Raw genomic sequence first — 17,877 nt, 5'->3', positions numbered from 1 at the left:
TTACCATACATATAGTGTTTAAAATGTAGCTGTTATGGTTCGAGATGTCGCTACAGTACTATTCGAAATGTAACTAGAGTACCTTCGCGAGGAAGTCGCGTGTGCGCTCATTCTCAGGATTTCCGAATACCTTGCCAGGACTTCCTTCCTCAACAATCTGCCCGTTATCCATGAACAGAATCCGGTCTCCCACCTCACGTGCGAAGCCCATTTCGTGTGTGACGATGACCATCGTCATTCCGCGCTCAGCCAGCTTCTTCATAACGTCCAGTACCTCTCCGACCATCTCGGGGTCAAGCGCCGAGGTCGGCTCATCGAACAGCATCATATGTGGCTGCATAGCCAGCGCACGCGCAATGGCGATACGTTGCTTCTGACCACCTGACAGCTGGTTCGGGTAGGCAACACGCTTATCGGACAGCCCTACTGTAGCCAAAAGGTCGTCCGCGATCTTCTCAGCCTCAGCTTGAGATTTTCCAAGCACCTGAACAGGCGCGATCGTCAGATTTTGCAGTACATTCATGTGCGGGAACAGATTAAAATGCTGGAACACCATACCCATTTTCTCACGGGTCTTATTAATATCATGGCCTTTGGCTGTAATCGGCTCGCCCTCGAACAGAATTTCACCTGCCGATGGCTCCTCCAGCAGATTCAGACAACGCAGAAAAGTACTTTTGCCCGAACCACTTGGTCCAATGACAACAACGACCTCGCCCTTCTTGATATGCACATCGAGTCCCTTCAGAATTTCATTCTGACCGAAGGACTTGCGTAATTGATTAACGGTTATCACTAGCTCTCAACTTCCTTTCCCACAATCCAAGCAGCTTGGAGAGTCCGAATGTCATGACAAAGTACAAGGCCGCGGCGATGATGAATGGACTCATCCCCTGGAAAGTAATGTTCTTAACAACAGAGGCCTGGTACATCAGATCCATCATGCCAATGAACGAGATAATTGAGGATTCCTTGATGATTGTGATGAATTCATTACCAATCGCAGGCAACACTGCCTTAAGGGCCTGCGGCAAAATAATAAATCTCATCGCTTTGCCTCTCTTCATCCCGAGGGAACGTGCCGCTTCCATCTGTCCACGGTCTACGCCTTGAATTCCTGCGCGGAACAATTCTGCCAGATAGGCGGAGCTATTGATGGATAGCGTAATGATACCTGATTGCAATGGACTGAAGTTGATCCCAAAGGTCAAGGAGAATCCGTAATGCACGATCATGAGCTGCACCAGCATCGGTGTGCCTCTCAAAATCTCGACATACGTCGTTCCAATCCATTGCAGCACTCGAATGCCTGACATCCGAATAAAACAGATGAACAGACCGATAATGAAGCCGAACAGCACACCAAGCGCTGAAAGCAGCAACGTATATCCTACACCTGTAATATAATAATTACGATATTCCCAGAACACTTCAATAATGTTTGGAGACTTTGCCTGCGGACGATCCGCAGCAAGGGCACTTGCCTCTTCAACCATACGCTCAATATCATTATTGGCCTTGAGTCTGTCTAATGTTCCATTAATGGAGTTCAGCAGCTCGGTATTGCCCTTTTGGATACCAATGGCTGCCTGTACCTCTGGCACATCCGGTACTGCTGGCGCAAGGACGACCTCACTATCCAGATAACCGGCAGCTACCGTATCTTCCATAATGGCAGCTTCCACCCGATTCGTACGCAATTGGAGAATGATGTCTGAGATTTTGTCCAGAGAGGTCAGCTGTGCGTCTGGAATCCCCATACCAATCTCCTCTTGAATGGAGCCTTTCTGGACACCAATCTTGGCTCCACGCAAGCTATCCATCGTCGGGAATTTGGATTTATTCTCCGCCTTGACGACAATGACCTGACGGGATTGATAGTAGTTGTCCGAGAAATCAATGCTGCGCTTACGTTCGTCTGTAGGAGTCATCCCCGAGATGACCATATCTACCCGTCCGCTTTGCAGAGCTGGCAGTAGCGCATCAAATCCAATATCTTCAATTACAAGCTCACGATCAAGATCCTTAGCAATCTCTTTCGCGATTTCAATATCAAAGCCGACAATCTGGTCCTTGCCATCTATCGTTTTGTGGAACTCATAAGGTGCAAAATCAGCACTAGTTCCGAGAACCAGCTTCTGCTTGGTGGAATCCGCTGCATAAGCTGGTACCACTGCCAGGATCATCATGACAGCAGCGAGTACGATGGCCGCATAACGACAATATATTCTTTTCAAACTTTCCTTCTCTCCTTATTCCTGTATAATTAACATAACTGTGTCATTATAGATGAGAATGCATGATTATGCAAACGATTGTTTATCATTCTGACCATGAAATATTTCAATGTTGTGAAAGGATGTAAGAAAATGAACACGAAGCAGCAAATTGAGCATACCATTAAGGAATATGGTTCCCGTTTCAAGGAAATTTCATTATATATTGGTGCACACCCGGAGCTGGGAAATGAAGAATTTTTAGCCTCCGCCAAACTCAAGGAGGAGCTGAACTATCACGGTTTTACGGTAGAAGCCCCGATACTTGGGATCTCTACAGCATTTATAGCTACCTACAGAGCTGCCAAGTCAGGACCGACCATTGCGTTTCTCGCCGAATATGACGCGCTGCCTGATCTTGGGCATGCGTGTGGGCACCATTTGATCTGCATGATGAGTGTCGGTGCGGCTGTAGGTCTAAAATCCGTCATTGATGAAATTGGTGGGGAGATTCGAGTCTATGGCACCCCAGCAGAGGAGACCTGCGGAGCAAAGGTACCGATGTCGGAGGCAGGGCTATTTGATGATTGTGATGTCGCTATGATGGTTCACCCGCTCTATCAATTCGAAACCTCAGGCCGATCCTTGGCGATTGATGCCGTCCAGTTTGAATTTTATGGAAAGGCCGCCCATGCGGCTGCAAGTCCTCACGAAGGCATCAATGCGCTTGATGCGGTCATTCAGACGTTCAATGGCGTGAATGCATTCAGACAACATGTGACGAACGATGTACGTATTCACGGAATTATTAACCACGGCGGCCAGGCGGCTAATATCGTACCCGACTATGCTTCCGCGCAATTTTATGTACGGGCAGCCACACGGAAGCAGCTGAACAAGCTGACACAGCGGGTAATTCAGATCGCCGAAGGTGCAGCTCTGCAGACCGGCAGCCGCCTCGAAGTATCTAACTATGAGCTCTCGTATGACGAAATGCTGACCAATGAGGAGCTATCCACTGCGTTTAGTTCCAATTTGATAGAAGCCGGTGTTGATGCTGACCTGATTGTTAACGGTGGTGATCATGGTTCCATGGACCTGGGCAATGTATCCTTACACTGTCCATCCATTCATCCTTATGTACAGGTTACGCTTGAGCGCCATATGCTGCATACTCCAGAATTCCGTGATCATGCGATGCAAGAGCTTGCTCTGGACCGTATGCTGCTAGCAGCCAAGACATTAGCTTGGACGGCTAGCGATGTCATTACCAAGCCTGAGCTGCTAGCACGAATCAAGGAAGAATTCACACGTAACACGTCAGTACAAGCCTAGTGTCAAGCAAGTACGCACGTAATATTCGAACAATTCACCAGAACCTGACTGTCGAGTCCAATTGTTGAACTAGACTGTTATGGCAAATGTGTCTTAGGCTGGCTAGCCTTATCCATAGCAAACACAAAAACACCTTCAATACGGGATTGCCATCATGTCTTCCATTTATGACATGGCTGCGATCTCTAGCCTTGAAGGTGTTTTATTTTATCCATTCTATATCAGCGGTACTACACTCATATTTAATCTGGTCAAGATCCTATCTGTCTTCTTCCATCAGTCGATTATAAATATCCAGATAGGCTGCAGCCGATACATTCCAGCTGTAATCCCCCTTGAATGCAGCTTGTGTCAAGCGTTGCCAATGCTCAGGCTGCTTATATAAATCAACCGCCCTGCGAATCGTATTCATCATATCGTGGGCATTGTAATGAGCGAAGCTGAATCCGTTGCCTTCCCCTGTAAATTCATTATATGCCTGCACAGTATCGTTCAAGCCACCGGTCTCTCGAACAATCGGAATGCTTCCGTAACGCAATGCAAGCAATTGACTGATTCCACATGGCTCGAACCGGGATGGCATTAAATACATGTCACTGGCGGCGTATATTTTACGTGAGAGGGACTCACTGAATTGTATTTGAGCAGCCATCTTCAGCGGATAGCGCTCTGCTGCACTACGGAACCACCTTTCATAAGCCGGATCTCCTGTGCCCAATACGACGAACTGAAAATCATCGTAATACATCATCTCATCCAGTACACGGGTGACCAGGCTAAGCCCCTTCATATCTACCAGGCGCGTAACCATCGCCAGCAAAGGTACATCTGGACGTACCGGGAGCCCTAGCTCCTGCTGCAGACCGATTTTGTTCTCCAGCTTCTTGGCGAGGCTGGTACGGTATTTGCTGTAAATATGCCCATCCGTGGCCGGATTGTAGCTCTTCACATCAATACCATTCACAATCCCGCTCAGTCGTCCCTCATAACCAAGCTTACGAAGCAGTCCCTCAAGTCCATATCCATAATATTCGGTCTGGATCTCCTGTGCATAAGTCGGACTTACTGTCGTAACGTGGTCCGAGAATACCAGCCCTGCTTTCATGAAATTCAATCTTCCGTGATATTCCACACCCTCTGGCGTAAAATACTCCCCACTGACATTTAGCAGCTCGGTGAGCACCTCATATGGAAAATCACCTTGATACAGCAGGTTATGTATCGTGAATACAGTTCGGATATCCTTATAGAAAGGAAGCTGACGATATTGATCCTTCAATAATAACGGGATCATTGCTGCGTGCCAATCGTGGCAATGCAGCACATCAGGCTTGGATTCAAGCAGCGGGAGCACCTCAAGGACAGCTCTGTTAAAGTATGCAAACCGCTCACCATCGTCCATATAGCCGTAGATTCCATCCCGGCCAAAGTAGTATTCATTATCTATAAAATACACCTGCACGCCCTCATGCGTCAGTAGGTACACTCCGCAGTACTGATCACGCCAGCCTACCTGTACCTGCATGTTGCCCAGTGGCTTCATTTTACGAACATACTCTTCGGCAATCCCTTTATACTTGGGCATAATGACACTCACCTTGGCACCAGATGCCTGAAGAGCTTTGGGAAGAGCTCCGATCACATCAGCCAGACCGCCTGTCTTCATAAAAGGATGTACTTCAGCAGCAGCAAATACAATATTCATACGGATTCCTCCTTTGTTCGTCTCTATATTTTCATTAGTTCCCTTGGTTTTTCATTAAAATGTTCTTTGCACTTTTCGTTATATCCGACCTTACACTCGTCTTGGGTATGGCAGCTTCTCTCTTCAGAATCACCATACTAAGCGGTGCAAGATGAAGCTCCAGACTATGCAGTTGCTGATGCCACGGAATAGCTTCCGTTCGTAGTCCACCTGTATTCAATTCCCCGCTTCCACCATACTGCTTATCATCACTGTTCAGCAGCTCCTGATAGATGCCTGAGCGCTCCATTCCAATGCGGAAGGCAGGGTAGTCGACAGGCCCAAAATTGATTACAACATATAGGTCATCCTTCTTCTTTTTCCCCTTACGTATGAAGCTGATGACACTTTGCTCCTGATTATCCGCATCGATCCATTGATGCCCCTCCCAGGAATGATCTAGTTGCCAAAGGGCTGGCTCACGCAGATACAGCTGGTTGAGCTCCCTGCTGAAATGGTGCATCTGGCGATGGCTGTCGTAATCCAGCAGGAACCAGTCAAGCGCGTCCTCATCCTTCCACTCAATGAACTGACCGAACTCTCCACCCATGAACAGCAGCTTTTTACCTGGAGAGGTCATCTGGTAGCCCAACAATAGACGAAGCCCCGCAAATTTCTGTTCATAGCTCCCTGGCATCTTGTCCAGCAGTGACTTCTTCCCATGCACCACCTCGTCATGCGACAGTGGAAGGGTAAAGTTCTCGACATAAGCGTAGCAGATCGGAAATGTGAGTAAATGGTGAGCTTCCTGGCGTTGACTGAACTCTGTCTCTACATAATCAAGAGTGTCATTCATCCAGCCCATATTCCATTTATAGTTGAAGCCCAGTCCTCCCTCATCGGTCGGGGCGGTAACCTTCGGCCAGGCGCTTGACTCCTCAGCCATCATGAGTGCATATGGGTAGTACCGGAACACAGTCTCATTCAACTGCTGAAGAAACTGGATCGCTTCCTCATTCTCAATACCTCCATGTGCATTTCGCCGATATTGTCCCTCTGCTTTCTCAAAATCAAGACGAATCATACTGGTCACCGCATCTACACGCAATCCGTCAATATGATACACATCCATCCAGAACAACGCATTCGAGATCAGGAAGGAACGTACCTCCCCTTTACTGTAATCGAAGGACAGCGTCCCCCACCCAGGCTTCTCGGCCAATAGCGGATCGGCATATTCGAACAGCGGACTCCCATCAAAGCGTCTTAGCCCATGAGCATCCTTCGCAAAATGAGCAGGTACCCAATCCATGATGACCCCGATGCCAGCAACATGACACGTATCCACGAAATACATGAAGTCCTGCGGGGAGCCATAGCGCGAGGTTACTGCAAAATAACCTGTTAGCTGATAGCCCCAAGACAGGTCATAAGGATGCTCACTTAACGGCATAAGCTCAATGTGCGTATACCCCATCTCTATTACATACTCCACCAGCTGATCTGCCATTTCCCTATATGTATAAAAAGTACCATCCGGCTTCTGCCGCCAGGTTCCCATATGGAGCTCGTAGATATGAACTGGCTTGGCATATAATTCCCTGCGTCTCCGCCTCCAGGAACCATCCCTCCACTTATATCCCTCCAGAGAGGCCACCACAGAAGCTGTAGCTGGTCGCAGCTCCGCACGTAGCGCATAGGGATCTGCCTTCAACATACGTTCACCATCAGCTGCGGTAATATCGTATTTGTAAAATGTTCCTTCCTGAATCCCAGGAAAAAACCGAGTCCATATGCCAGATTGGGGTATCTTATATAACGAATCCTGTTGACCGTTCCACTGGTTGAAATCGGCTGCCAGACCCACATGCTGTGCGTTCGGTGCCCATACAGTAAAACGCACGCCAGGCGTACCATTTTCTACGGTCATCTGAGCCCCCATGATTCGATGACTCCCATAATGCGTGCCTTCATGAAATAAGTAAATGTCCTGCTGTGAGATTGAACCTGCACTGTACTCATCCGTGGATTTGTTGTGCCGACCTTGCTCTTCCAATCCATCACCTGCTTTACATATTTATATTTCCATCAGGTTCATTACCCCATTGTTACCAGTTTGAACAGAAAATGAACGAGTAAGCTTCAAATTTAATTATGCGGAAAAGGTGAAGATTTTGCCTAGATTAATAAATATTGATCGGAAATGTAACTATGGTAAGTTCATTTTTTCCATTGAATGTAAAACATTATAAAGTTTCATGAATCCTAATTGCGTTTATGTAATGAACAACGACGACAATTATCGGGAGGGAAAACGAGATGAAGAACAAAGATTGTATTGCAATGCTTCTCGCTGGCGGTGAAGGGCGACGCCTTGCACCATTTACATCTACAATTGCTAAGCCGGCCGTCCCTTTCGGCGGTCATTACCGCATTATTGATTTTCCGCTCAGCAATTGTGCGAATTCGGAGATTGATACTGTCGGCGTATTGACTCAGTATGAGGCTGAGTCATTGCATCAGCACATCGGCCAAGGAGAGCCGTGGGGGCTGCACAATAATGGGACGTCTGGCGTAAGCCTGCTGCCTTCCTATAACGTAGGACAAGAAGGCTACACGGGAACTGCAGATGCTATTTACAAAAATATAGCCTACATCGAGCAGCATAATCCCGAGCACGTTCTAATTTTGTCTGGTGACCACATTTATCATATGAATTATCGAGATATGCTGAATTTCCATATTGAAAAGGATGCTGCTGCTTCCATCTCAGTCATGGAGGTACCATGGAATGAAGCGAGCCGCTTCGGGATCTTGAGCGCTAATGAGCATCAGGAGGTTGTTGAATTTGCGGAGAAGCCAGAACAGCCTAACAGTAACTTGGCTTCGATGGGTATTTATATCTTTAGATGGAGCTATCTGAAGGAATATTTGCTGGCAGATGCTAATGACCATAGCTCAAGTCATGACTTCGGGAAGGATATCATTCCCAAGATGCTTGCCGAGCAAGATCCTGTATATGTGTATGAATTCCAGGGCTATTGGAAGGATGTTGGTACAGTAAAAAGCCTCTGGGACTCGCATATGGATCTGCTACAGCCGAACAGTGAAATCAACCTCATGCGTGAAGATTGGCCAATGTATACAAGAATTACACGGGTCAAGCCCGCTCTGCGGAAAAATACAGTTGCTGCTAATAGCTGCCTGATTCATGAAAGCTGCTACGTGGAGGGCACAGCTAATAATTCCATTGTATTCTGTGGAGCCGAGATCGGCAAGTCCTCTCGTGTCACAGATAGCATAATTATGCCTAACGCCCGCATCGGACGCAACGTTGTGATCGAGCATGCCATTATTGGTGAAGGAGCCATCGTGAAGGATGGTGCCGTCATCCGTGGCAATCTTCACGATATCGCTGTGGTAGGTCCTGGTGAGATGGTTCCAGGCAAGCCGGTATTGCGTCAGCCATCGAAGAGCCTGCTAAAAGAGGTCTACGAAAAAAATGGACGCCTCCGTGCAGAAGGCTTGTCCTCTTAAGGTAGGCAGATCATGATTACAAATGATTAAAGTAGCTGCCAATCTTTATACCTGGATTTAACAGCATAAGTCTCTCAAAAAAAGCATCTCCAAGATGGCTGTTGAACAGCTGCCATGGGGATGCTTTTGTGAATAGATCATATTCCAAAGATTCCAACAAACTCACAATAACCGAGGGTCGTCATGATCTTTTAGCTTATCGGTTACTACAATAATTAAGGTTTCCAATGGGCCGTATTCCTGGCCTGCCATTCGTTGTGCAATATGCCCATCTCATGAAGGGTCCAGAAACGATCTCCAACCTTAGCCTGGTCTCGCATTATTCCTTCACGTTGAAAACCTGCTGCCGTATATACATCAATTGCACGGCGATTAAAATCATATACACCCAGCGTCATCCTGTGCAAATTCAGTACCTCGAAGCCGATGCGAAGCGCCTCACGAATGACCTGCTGCCCCCAGCCCTTTCCGCGGTCGTGCGGACTCGCAATCAGCACCTTACCGATCCGGGCGGACTCATGATGACGATCAATGCGGAACAGGCCCACATGCCCCACTATGTCGTCAGCATGCATCACTTTGAAGAGTAGTCGATCTGATTCGGCAGGCAGATTCGCCTGCTCCAGCTCAGCCAGCAGTTGCTCCTCGGTCAGCGGGAACGCCCAGGCCGCACCGGCCCACTGCACGTATTCCTCTTCTGTCTGGTGACGTACCCATTCCAGCAGGACTGGAATGTCTTCCTTCTGTAAGAACACCAATTGTATTCGTTCGTCGAGCTCTGATTCTGCCCTTGAATACGACTTTTGGTACAAAGAGGCGAAGCGGGTCCCCATATCGGATACCCCCATCAACCGAAAGCCCTGCATCTGATAAAAATGATTCAGCTTGCGATTATGGGCGACACAATCCAGCCTGAGTCCCTTTTTACCGCGCTGCTGGACAATCCGCTCTGCTGACTGCAGTAGTCTCGGACCTAGATTGAGTCCCCTGAGGCCACTATGCACGGTTAACCGGTGCAAATATCCATAATCCGGGTCATTCTTGTCTTTCCAGTAGGTTGGATCATCAAATTGTAAAGTGTACAAGCCTGCCGGAGCTTCGTTCAGGTATGCGATATAGATTTCCCGGCTCTCAAAGTAGTCATGAATCGCTTCCTCAGTGAACATCTCCGGCTTCCACTGCTCGATTTGTCTGCTAACCATCCACTCTGCGGCATCTCTGAGTAATACCAAGATGTCTGGCAGCTGTGTTCGCTCTGCACGGTACAGCCTCAGTTCACCTTGCTCTATCTGGTATGCTTCTAGTAAGCTCATTTGGCCCACTGCTCCCCACTCCCCTACTCCTGCCGTGTCGAATGCTACAGTCGAATTTATTCAGAACAGACGAATCCACAATGAATGAGGAATACGAGGAGTTCAGATTTCAGATGCTACTTGTCTTGCTTGCTCTCTTCCTCCAGCTCATAACCTGGCTGCTGCTCTATAGCTTGATCAAGTGATGTAGCATCTGTACTATCGCTCCGCGCCTCCGGCTGCTCGGTCGATGCAGGCAAAATCACGGTAACTGTCGTTCCTTCACCCAATACACTGTTCAGTGTCATCTCACCGCCATGCCGTTCTACGAATTGTTGCGAAATCGCCAGACCCAACCCAGTACCACCCCGTTGATGGTCCACTTGGAAGAACCGGTCCTTTACCTTCTCCAGATGCTCCATGCTGATGCCAATACCTGAATCCTGAACGGCCACTGTAATTCGGTCCTTGGACTTGCTGATGAGAATAAAGATATGGCTACTCTCATGAGAGAACTTGATGGCATTGTCTACAATGTTCAGGAACACCTGCTTGAGTCGGTTACCATCCCCATGAACCAGGAATACCTGCTCCTCGTCCGCTTCCATCTTCAGCTTGATCTTCTTCATCTCAGCCTTGGCCCATACATTAAGCATAATCTCCTGCAGCAGCTCCCGAATATTGACCGTCCCCATGACCAGCTTCATTTCATTTTGCTGCAGCTTGGAGAAGTCGAGAATCTCCTCCACAAGGCCAATAAGTCGGTCCGTTTCCTTGGAAATGATCTGCATACCAATCTTGGTCTCTTCCGGGTCATATCCTCCGGAATTCAGCGTCTCACTCCAGCCTTTAATACTCGTAAGAGGCGTACGCAGCTCATGCGAGATGGAGGAGATGAAATCGTCCTTCACCTGATTCGTATGCACAATTTCCTGAGCCATATAATTCAGGGTAGAAGCCAGCTCACCAAGCTCATAGCGATAATCGCCCTTCACCCGAACATCGAATCTGCCCTTCGCCATCAGCGCGGAGACAGCAGTAATATTGTTAATAGGCCTTACAATCGAATTCGCCAAGCCCATACTGAAGATCAAGACAATCGCCAGTACAGCACCCCCGATACTTACCGACATCAAGGTCATATTGAAGAGTCGCTCATTTACCTTCTCCAGCGAGGTAACGTAGCGTAGGATGTACACATCATCCGCACCTGTGCCTGACAGCCGCTTCGAGACGGCCATGACCTGTTGACCTGTCTCTGGCTGCTTGCCGACCCAGCGGCCTGTATTTCCTGCCAGGGCTTGCGCTACGTCACTGGTCTGAATTTTCCGATCCGATTCGAAGCCAGATGAGTTCACACGCACATTTCCTTCCCCGTCCAGCACCTCCAACTGCGTGCTGTCGATGGAGAAATTGCTGATCATGTAGGAGTTCAATGTCTGATCCGTGTTGTAATAGAGCTGGCTTGTGCGGCTGATGACATTGGCATTCAGTTCTATATGGTTAAAAATCGCATCATAGTAGTAGGTTCTGATCGCAAACATAAAAATGACTTCAGCCAGTGTTAAAGTCAAGAAGACCACAAAAAAGTAGTGAAGTACAATCTGTCTGGCGATCCCCTTCTTGATCATTGCCCCTGACCTTTCCATTTATATCCGTGTCCCCACACGGTCTGCAAATACATCGGCTCGGAAGGATTGTTTTCCAGCTTCTGACGCAAGCGGCGAATGTTCACATCCACAATCTTCGGATCTCCCATGTACTCCTTCCCCCATACATGATCCAGCAGGACATCCCGGCTCAGTGGAGTGTTCTCCTTTTCCAGAAAGAACTGAACAAGGGAGAACTCGGTAGGAGTAAGCTCAATGAGCTGACTCCCCTTCTTGAATTGCTTCGTAATCAGGTCCAGTGAGAATGGGCCTGATTGGAAGGATACCTTCGCTGCACCTTCTCTATGCACATTCACACGACGCAGCAAGGACTGAATCCGTGCGATCAGTTCAGTAGGACTAAATGGCTTGCTGACATGATCATCGGCTCCTACGGACAGCGCATAGACCTTATCCTGCTCCTGCACCTTGGCTGTCAGGAAAATGATGCCGATTCGCTCATTCGTTTCTCTGATTCTTCTGCATACCTCAAAACCATCAATACCTGGCACCATTACATCCAGAAGGGCAATATCAATATCAGGCACCGAATTAAGGATGCTCAGCGCCTCATTCCCATCTGCTGATTCTAGCACCTCAAAGCCGTTACGCTTCAGATTAATAACGATAAAACTACGAATGGACTCTTCATCCTCCATAATCAATACTTTGCTCACTTCTGTCCTTCCTTTCCGATACTGTTATTTTTCATCAGTGTACGAATATCCTTGCCTGACTTGAATTTATCTGATCGCTTCAGTCCGATAACCTGCTCGCGTGTCCGCACGAGCTCCTGCCATTCAGAACCGTTCTCCTCCCAAGCCGTAAGAGAAAAGAACTTGATCTCAGCAAGCACTTCACCTGTATCCTTCATAATGAAGATAATATGCTTCTCCAGATCAGATTTGCGATCTATCGTTACCTGACCATGTAGCTCAGGCGGAATATTAATATAGTAGCGGCTTTGCCAATCCCGATATTGCTGCAACTTGAAGATGCTGCCCTTCTTGCCATCCCACTGATAGAAGGATATCAGCTGTGGACGCTCGCCTGGGCTTGCATCCTCCCATCCTGCTGGCGTCTCCAGCTTGCCGAATTCCAATATCCCATCCCGATCAACGTCCTCGCTAAGAATGTAAGCATCCTTGAACGTCTGGTCTTCAATGTCAGCCCTGATGAGCTGGCCATTCTCCATCGTAATGATATTGGAGACCGTCGAGCCTTGGCCAACAAAGGTGTCCAGAATAAGTCCTGTTTTGTTCTCGGCCACCTGTCCTGCCGATGCACGAAGTACATAGTTGGCCTGATTATCCAGATCTACCTTGCCCAGTTCCTTGAAGCCATCATTGTACTGATACGTAGTTACATTGTAATACTCATTCTTGAGCAAAGACACAATAGTGATGTCTGTCAATCCGTCACCATTCATGTCCAAGGGCTTGCGTTCCGCGGCCCGACCGTCTGGCTGATCAACAGCAAAATACGTATAAGGCGTCTCCCATACCTTCTCTAGTGTACCTCCGGTATACGAGTAGACCACCAGGTATTTCATTGCGTCGTCTTCTCCACGGGAGAAGCCGGCTACGATATCAATTGTACCATCGTTGGTAACGTCCACCAGCTTGAAGGATTCAAGGACCAGGCCTGCTCCATCAAAAGTAAGCTTCTTGACCCAGGTCCCCCCTTGATTCTCGAGCAGCATCCCGCGAATGCGGACATTCTCATCCTCGGGTGTCTCATAGAACAATACGGCCTCCTTCGTACCGTCATTATTCAAATCCTCAATTCGAATCGAGGTCGTATCCGCTGGATCACGCGGACGAATGGGTTCTCGCCCCGCTAGTTGCTTGGTTACCACACCACTAAGCTTCTGAGCTTCCTCAGGTAGCAGCGGCTTGCGCATCAGGCTGATGGGATCACTGTCCGAAAAAATCCCACAGCCTGCAAGGAATGCAGCCATTAGCAGCAGAGTCCCGCTCACACCGATCCTTTTAATCCATCTGCCAATCATGCTCACACTTCCGTTCACAGCAAATTCTTCTCCGCATAGGTTAATCTCCGGTCATAGACGTCTAGCACCACTTCACCTTGCTGTAGCCCCCAGATTCGCGTAGCATATTTCTCTGCCAACTCCAAGGGAAGCACTGCAATAACCGTCAACTTCTGCTCCTTGCATAACTGCCGGAACGTATCCAGCACACGATCTGCGGAAGCTGGGTCCAGCCCATTCACGGGCTCATCCGCAAGAATGACCTTCGCACCATGCACCATGGCTCTGGCGATGGCGACGCGCTGCCGCTCGCCTCCACTCAGCTTTTCACACTTGTCATGAGCCTTATCCAGCAGACCCAAATGCTCCAGTGTATCCATAGCTCCCATGTAGTCGTCTGAGCGAATCATGCCGGTAATCATTCGCCAGAGAGGAGTCTGCCCGGCGCGTCCAATTAATACGTTCTTCAGTGCTGAACGATTCATCTGAACATAGGGATTCTGCTCCAGATACGCCCATTCACGCTTGAGCGTCTGCTTACCTTGGAACCCCTCCTGCAGCATATCCTTTCCCTCTATAATCAGGCTTCCGCGATCCCACGTCTCCTTCATGGACAAGCATCGCAGCAGCATGCTCTTTCCACTGCCGCTAGGACCTACCAATCCGACGAACTCTCCTGTATGAATATCCATATCAATGCCGCGTAGCACCGGTATTCGGTCAGCGCCGACATGCTTGGTCAATTGACGTATTCTGATCATCCGGAATCCCCTTTGCCCTCTAAAAATTTTAATATGGCTGTATGTAATGCAGTGAAAAGGAACACAGTATCTTTAGTTTATTGTAAACTCCCAATAATGACCATGCAAACTGAACTTTCCCACGGTCCTAATTGTTAACAGCAAAGATATGCTACGAGGCTTCCAGCTTACGTGAGCGAAAGCCAACACCTAACAGACCAAACAGGATATAGAAGGCACCTAGCAGCAGGAATAGACTACCAGGAACTGTATAATCCAGAAGCAGTCCTCCCAGATTAGGACCCGCTATGCTGCCAATACTGAAATGAAAGGATGCCACAACATTTGCGGCGGGAAGCAGAGACCTCGGCATGATGTCTGCTGCGTAAGCCAGTCCCAGCGAGAAGAAGGAACCGACAAGTCCACCAGCGGCTGCCAGTAGAAGCATGCTCCAGACAAACTGAGTCCCCGACCACGGTACCAGCATGAACAAGACACCACCAGCTAGCGCCGAAATAATAAGCACTTTTTTTCGCCCCCAACGGTCACTCCAGATTCCCAATGGGAGCTGCATAAGAAGTCCCCCCAGGCCAAGAAAAGGCATTAGTGCGGAGATTTGACTTTCCGTATAACCAATACGCAGTCCATATAGCGGGAAGTTGCTGTTCATGCTCGCTTCCATATATCCGTAAAGAAAAGCCGGCAGCAGGGCGTACCATGCCCAGCTATAGCTTTTGCGATAACGTGCACGGTCAGGCTTCGCGGCTGTCTCATGGGCCTCTGGATGAGCATTCGGCAGCCAGCAAAGAGCACATACAAGGACAATCAGGAGTAGGACCGCCATCAGGATGAATGGAACAGCCATTCCCCAATCGAGCAGCTTGATACCCAGCGGACCAAGACTAAAGCCTAACCCGTAGGACATGCCGTAAAATGAAATATTTCGGCCTCTTGTCTCCGGCGGAGCCATCATGAGCACCCACAGCTGGGTGGAATAGTGCAGGGCACTGTCACCAACACCAACAAGCAGACGAAGCACGAACCACAGCCTTACGTCCGGGATGAGCGGAAATACCAATACAGTCACCAGGACCAGTGCCAGTCCGCCAGCAATCAGCTTCTTAAACCCTAAAAAGCCAAGCGTTCGCTCGGCAATGACCGTCATGGCAAATGAGCCTATATATAGCGCTGCAGCATTCAGCCCGTTCAATGATGGAGGAACCCCCATGCGATCGAGCAGGATCGATAGTACCGGAAGCAGCATGCCCTGGCTGAGTCCTGCTACGACGATGACAGCAATCAAGATGAAATACTGCAGCTTAAATGAAGTTGCAGGCGATGCATGACGAATTGACAACATAATTCCTCCAATTGTAGAACCGGATCACAAGTAATGAATAAGTTTGACATGACAGATAAAAATAAATCGCCATCTTCGATGACGATTCAGGTCATGACCATATGTGCCCTGTAGAGCCTACAGAGACAAAGCATAAATAACATTGGTGCTTTTATACGAATTTGAACACACTAGTTCACATTATAGTGGACAACGTCCTGTAAAACAAGCCATAATGAATAATGTAATTCTTGCTGAAAATCGCATCTTCACCTTCATATAATGACCTTCCGGCCAAGCCTTTAATGGCTGGAGATATAGGATAGGAGGCTTCGTGTTACATGAGTTATGAGGTGAGAATTGATGTATCCCCTGTATACGAGCTGCTAGGCAGCTTCATGGTATATGTGACCAAAAAATGGGTCCGGGATATGGACATGGGGTCCCAATGGATTGAAGAGGTTGATGGGCGACTGTCACCTGAAGTGCATTCTGCCTTGACTCGGGCCAAAGATTGGCCCTTTAACGATTACGATGTGCTATATGCCTGGGCCATCTGCCGTCCTGCTGATACAGATGAAATCAAGGAATACCTCGATTATCTGGAGGATGGGCTTGATCAGGACATGTATGATCTGATTGTTCATCACGTTCCTTTCCTTACCCTGGAGGATTCCATACGAATTCGGAGAGACTATACCCCTCTTCTGCGTTCATGGTACCGTGACTACTTCCGCTCTCTGGAGCACAGTATGCGGATTCTGGCTGAAGAGGATGCTGCCGAGAAACGGATGCTGCTGACAAAAATGGAGCCCGAGGCTCTCGTCGAATATGCCACTGCTGGGCTTGTAGTCCCACATCTGGATGCGCTTGATACTGTGGTGCTGTTTCCTATCGTGCACAATCGTCCTATCAATACGTACTGCTTTTACAGCCGCACGCTGCTCATTCAATATCCTGTTGATGTTCCTGAAGAAAGCGAGGACGATCCACCTACGACGCTGCTCCGTCTGACAAGGGCGGTGGCTGAGCCGCAGCGTCTACGCTTGCTCAGATATGTAGCGGAGGAGCCGAAGTCTCTTGCCGATATGCGTAAGGATCTGAAGAAGGATGATGATGAGCTCATGTCAGACCTGATGATACTGAGAGTTGCTGGTATGCTGCGCATACATATCGGCCGCTATCAAAAAGAGAAATTCAGCATTCGGCCGGAGGGCGCTGCGGACCTGCAAATGTTCCTGGAGACGTATATCCGACTGTAGACTGGTTAGGAGTGACGCATCAATTGACTGCCAAACAACAGATTATTTTCGATCTTGACGACACCTTGATATATTGTAACAAGTATTTTGACCTGATCCTGGATCAATTCGTTGACCAGATGCTGCAATGGTTCGGGGAGCACGGTCTTACCGAGGAGCAGATCCGCAGTAAGCAGATTGAGATTGACGTAGCCGGAGTAGCTCAGGTTGGATTTGCCAGCGAGCATTTCCCCCGCTCTCTAGTTGAGACCTACCGCTTTTATTGCAAGCAGTTTGGACGCATTCCAGGGTCCTTCGATGAAAGTATGCTACTGGAGCTGGGGAGAAACGTATACAGCCAAGAGGTCGAGCCCTACCCGGGAATGACCCAGACGCTAGAGTCTTTGCTGAAGAATGGCCATCAACTCAATCTGTACACAGGTGGCGAGGTTGCCATTCAACAGAAGAAGATCGATCAGATGAAGCTAACGGATTATTTTGAAGATCGTATCTACATTCGCCAGCATAAGAATTTCTCCGCGCTGGAACGTATTCTGGAGGAAAATGTCTTCGATCGCAAAGTAACCTGGATGATCGGCAATTCTCTGCGTACGGACATCTCACCCGCCCTGGAGGCCGGTATTCACGCCATCTACCTGAAGCAAGCGAAGGAATGGGTGTATAACATGATTGAGCTAGAGCAGAAGCCTTCCTCGGTAATGTACACCATTCAGAAGCTGACCGAGGTCCCTAGTGTCATCCATGACAGCATTCAAATCCACCAACACAAAAGAACCCTGGGCTAGGGTTCTTTTTGTGTGCTCCTTATTTTGTGTGTTGCTTACTAGCGTGCT

14 protein-coding genes are annotated in these 17,877 nt (G+C 48.4%); 4 read left to right on the top strand and 10 right to left on the bottom strand.

Annotated elements, in window-relative coordinates; translation table 11 throughout:
- Window positions 1-73 precede the first annotated feature (73 nt).
- Both K331_RS0114170 and K331_RS0114165 read right to left on the bottom strand, forming a co-directional pair.
- Complete coding sequence (locus tag K331_RS0114170) at window positions 74-796, bottom strand: amino acid ABC transporter ATP-binding protein (protein ID WP_028590823.1); 723 nt, start codon at window positions 794-796, stop codon at window positions 74-76.
- Window positions 783-2,237 (bottom strand): ABC transporter substrate-binding protein/permease, encoded by a 1,455-nt coding sequence (locus K331_RS0114165; RefSeq protein WP_028590822.1) that lies wholly within the window; start codon window positions 2,235-2,237, stop codon window positions 783-785. The genes K331_RS0114170 and K331_RS0114165 overlap by 14 nt, the downstream gene beginning before the upstream one ends.
- A 132-nt stretch (window positions 2,238-2,369) precedes the next feature.
- Between K331_RS0114165 and K331_RS0114160 the strand changes: the two genes are divergently transcribed.
- Window positions 2,370-3,551 carry a M20 family metallopeptidase gene (locus K331_RS0114160; protein ID WP_028590821.1) on the top strand — a complete coding sequence of 394 codons (1,182 nt, stop codon included), beginning with the start codon at window positions 2,370-2,372 and terminating at the stop codon, window positions 3,549-3,551.
- Between the two features lie 259 nt (window positions 3,552-3,810).
- On the opposite strand, the gene glgA is transcribed toward K331_RS0114160, so the two are convergent.
- Window positions 3,811-5,256, bottom strand: coding sequence for a glycogen synthase GlgA (gene glgA / locus K331_RS0114155; RefSeq protein ID WP_028590820.1), 1,446 nt, complete (start codon window positions 5,254-5,256; stop codon window positions 3,811-3,813).
- Between the two features lie 34 nt (window positions 5,257-5,290).
- A complete protein-coding gene (gene glgB, locus K331_RS0114150) occupies window positions 5,291-7,291 on the bottom strand; it encodes a 1,4-alpha-glucan branching protein GlgB (protein WP_028590819.1) in 2,001 nt (666 codons plus the stop codon).
- Between the two features lie 263 nt (window positions 7,292-7,554).
- On the opposite strand from glgB, the gene K331_RS0114145 reads away from it, so the two are divergent.
- Window positions 7,555-8,772 carry a glucose-1-phosphate adenylyltransferase gene (locus K331_RS0114145; RefSeq protein ID WP_028590818.1) on the top strand — a complete coding sequence of 406 codons (1,218 nt, stop codon included), beginning with the start codon at window positions 7,555-7,557 and terminating at the stop codon, window positions 8,770-8,772.
- A gap of 215 nt (window positions 8,773-8,987) precedes the next feature.
- Here K331_RS0114145 and K331_RS31010 read toward each other — a convergent pair whose 3' ends face one another.
- The 6 genes from K331_RS31010 to K331_RS0114110 all read right to left on the bottom strand — a co-directional run bounded on the left by K331_RS31010 (window position 8,988) and on the right by K331_RS0114110 (window position 15,803).
- Window positions 8,988-10,085 (bottom strand): GNAT family N-acetyltransferase, encoded by a 1,098-nt coding sequence (locus K331_RS31010; RefSeq protein ID WP_051289835.1) that lies wholly within the window; start codon window positions 10,083-10,085, stop codon window positions 8,988-8,990.
- Between the two features lie 116 nt (window positions 10,086-10,201).
- Window positions 10,202-11,695, bottom strand: coding sequence for a sensor histidine kinase (locus K331_RS29560; RefSeq protein WP_036634893.1), 1,494 nt, complete (start codon window positions 11,693-11,695; stop codon window positions 10,202-10,204).
- Entirely contained in the window at window positions 11,692-12,390 is a 699-nt protein-coding gene (locus K331_RS0114125) for a response regulator transcription factor (protein WP_018884320.1), read from the bottom strand. The genes K331_RS29560 and K331_RS0114125 overlap by 4 nt, the downstream gene beginning before the upstream one ends.
- Window positions 12,387-13,742, bottom strand: a complete 1,356-nt coding sequence (locus K331_RS0114120; RefSeq protein WP_028590817.1) for a hypothetical protein — start codon at window positions 13,740-13,742, stop codon at window positions 12,387-12,389. The genes K331_RS0114125 and K331_RS0114120 overlap by 4 nt, the downstream gene beginning before the upstream one ends.
- A complete protein-coding gene (locus K331_RS0114115; RefSeq protein WP_028590816.1) occupies window positions 13,739-14,464 on the bottom strand; it encodes a phosphonate ABC transporter ATP-binding protein in 726 nt (241 codons plus the stop codon). Before K331_RS0114115 ends, K331_RS0114120 begins: the two co-directional genes overlap by 4 nt.
- A 151-nt stretch (window positions 14,465-14,615) precedes the next feature.
- A complete protein-coding gene (locus K331_RS0114110) occupies window positions 14,616-15,803 on the bottom strand; it encodes an MFS transporter (RefSeq protein ID WP_028590815.1) in 1,188 nt (395 codons plus the stop codon).
- 320 nt (window positions 15,804-16,123) lie between these two features.
- Between K331_RS0114110 and K331_RS0114105 the strand changes: the two genes are divergently transcribed.
- Together K331_RS0114105 and K331_RS0114100 are read left to right on the top strand one after the other, a co-directional pair.
- Complete coding sequence (locus K331_RS0114105) at window positions 16,124-17,044, top strand: hypothetical protein (RefSeq protein WP_028590814.1); 921 nt, start codon at window positions 16,124-16,126, stop codon at window positions 17,042-17,044.
- A 23-nt stretch (window positions 17,045-17,067) separates the two neighbouring features.
- On the top strand, window positions 17,068-17,829 hold the full coding sequence (locus tag K331_RS0114100; protein ID WP_028590813.1) for an HAD family hydrolase: 762 nt from the start codon (window positions 17,068-17,070) through the stop codon (window positions 17,827-17,829).
- Window positions 17,830-17,877: the final 48 nt, after the last annotated feature.

It is taken from the genome of Paenibacillus massiliensis subsp. panacisoli DSM 21345 (assembly GCF_000426545.1).
In the GTDB taxonomy this organism is placed as follows: Bacteria; Bacillota; Bacilli; order Paenibacillales; family Paenibacillaceae; genus Paenibacillus; species Paenibacillus panacisoli.
The sequence above is the reverse complement of the archived record's forward strand: the minus strand, read 5'-3'. Positions and strand labels throughout refer to the sequence as shown.

Bases quoted from the DNA above. Each gene is read 5' to 3' on its own strand.
- K331_RS0114160 (WP_028590821.1), top strand. From the start codon at position 2,370: ATGAACACGAAGCAGCAAATTGAGCATACCATTAAGGAATATGGTTCC.
- K331_RS29560 (WP_036634893.1), bottom strand. From the start codon at position 11,695: ATGATCAAGAAGGGGATCGCCAGACAGATTGTACTTCACTACTTTTTT.
- K331_RS0114115 (WP_028590816.1), bottom strand. From the start codon at position 14,464: ATGATCAGAATACGTCAATTGACCAAGCATGTCGGCGCTGACCGAATA.
- K331_RS0114145 (WP_028590818.1), top strand. From the start codon at position 7,555: ATGAAGAACAAAGATTGTATTGCAATGCTTCTCGCTGGCGGTGAAGGG.
- K331_RS31010 (WP_051289835.1), bottom strand. From the start codon at position 10,085: ATGAGCTTACTAGAAGCATACCAGATAGAGCAAGGTGAACTGAGGCTG.
- K331_RS0114105 (WP_028590814.1), top strand. From the start codon at position 16,124: ATGAGTTATGAGGTGAGAATTGATGTATCCCCTGTATACGAGCTGCTA.
- glgA (WP_028590820.1), bottom strand. From the start codon at position 5,256: ATGAATATTGTATTTGCTGCTGCTGAAGTACATCCTTTTATGAAGACA.
- K331_RS0114110 (WP_028590815.1), bottom strand. From the start codon at position 15,803: ATGTTGTCAATTCGTCATGCATCGCCTGCAACTTCATTTAAGCTGCAG.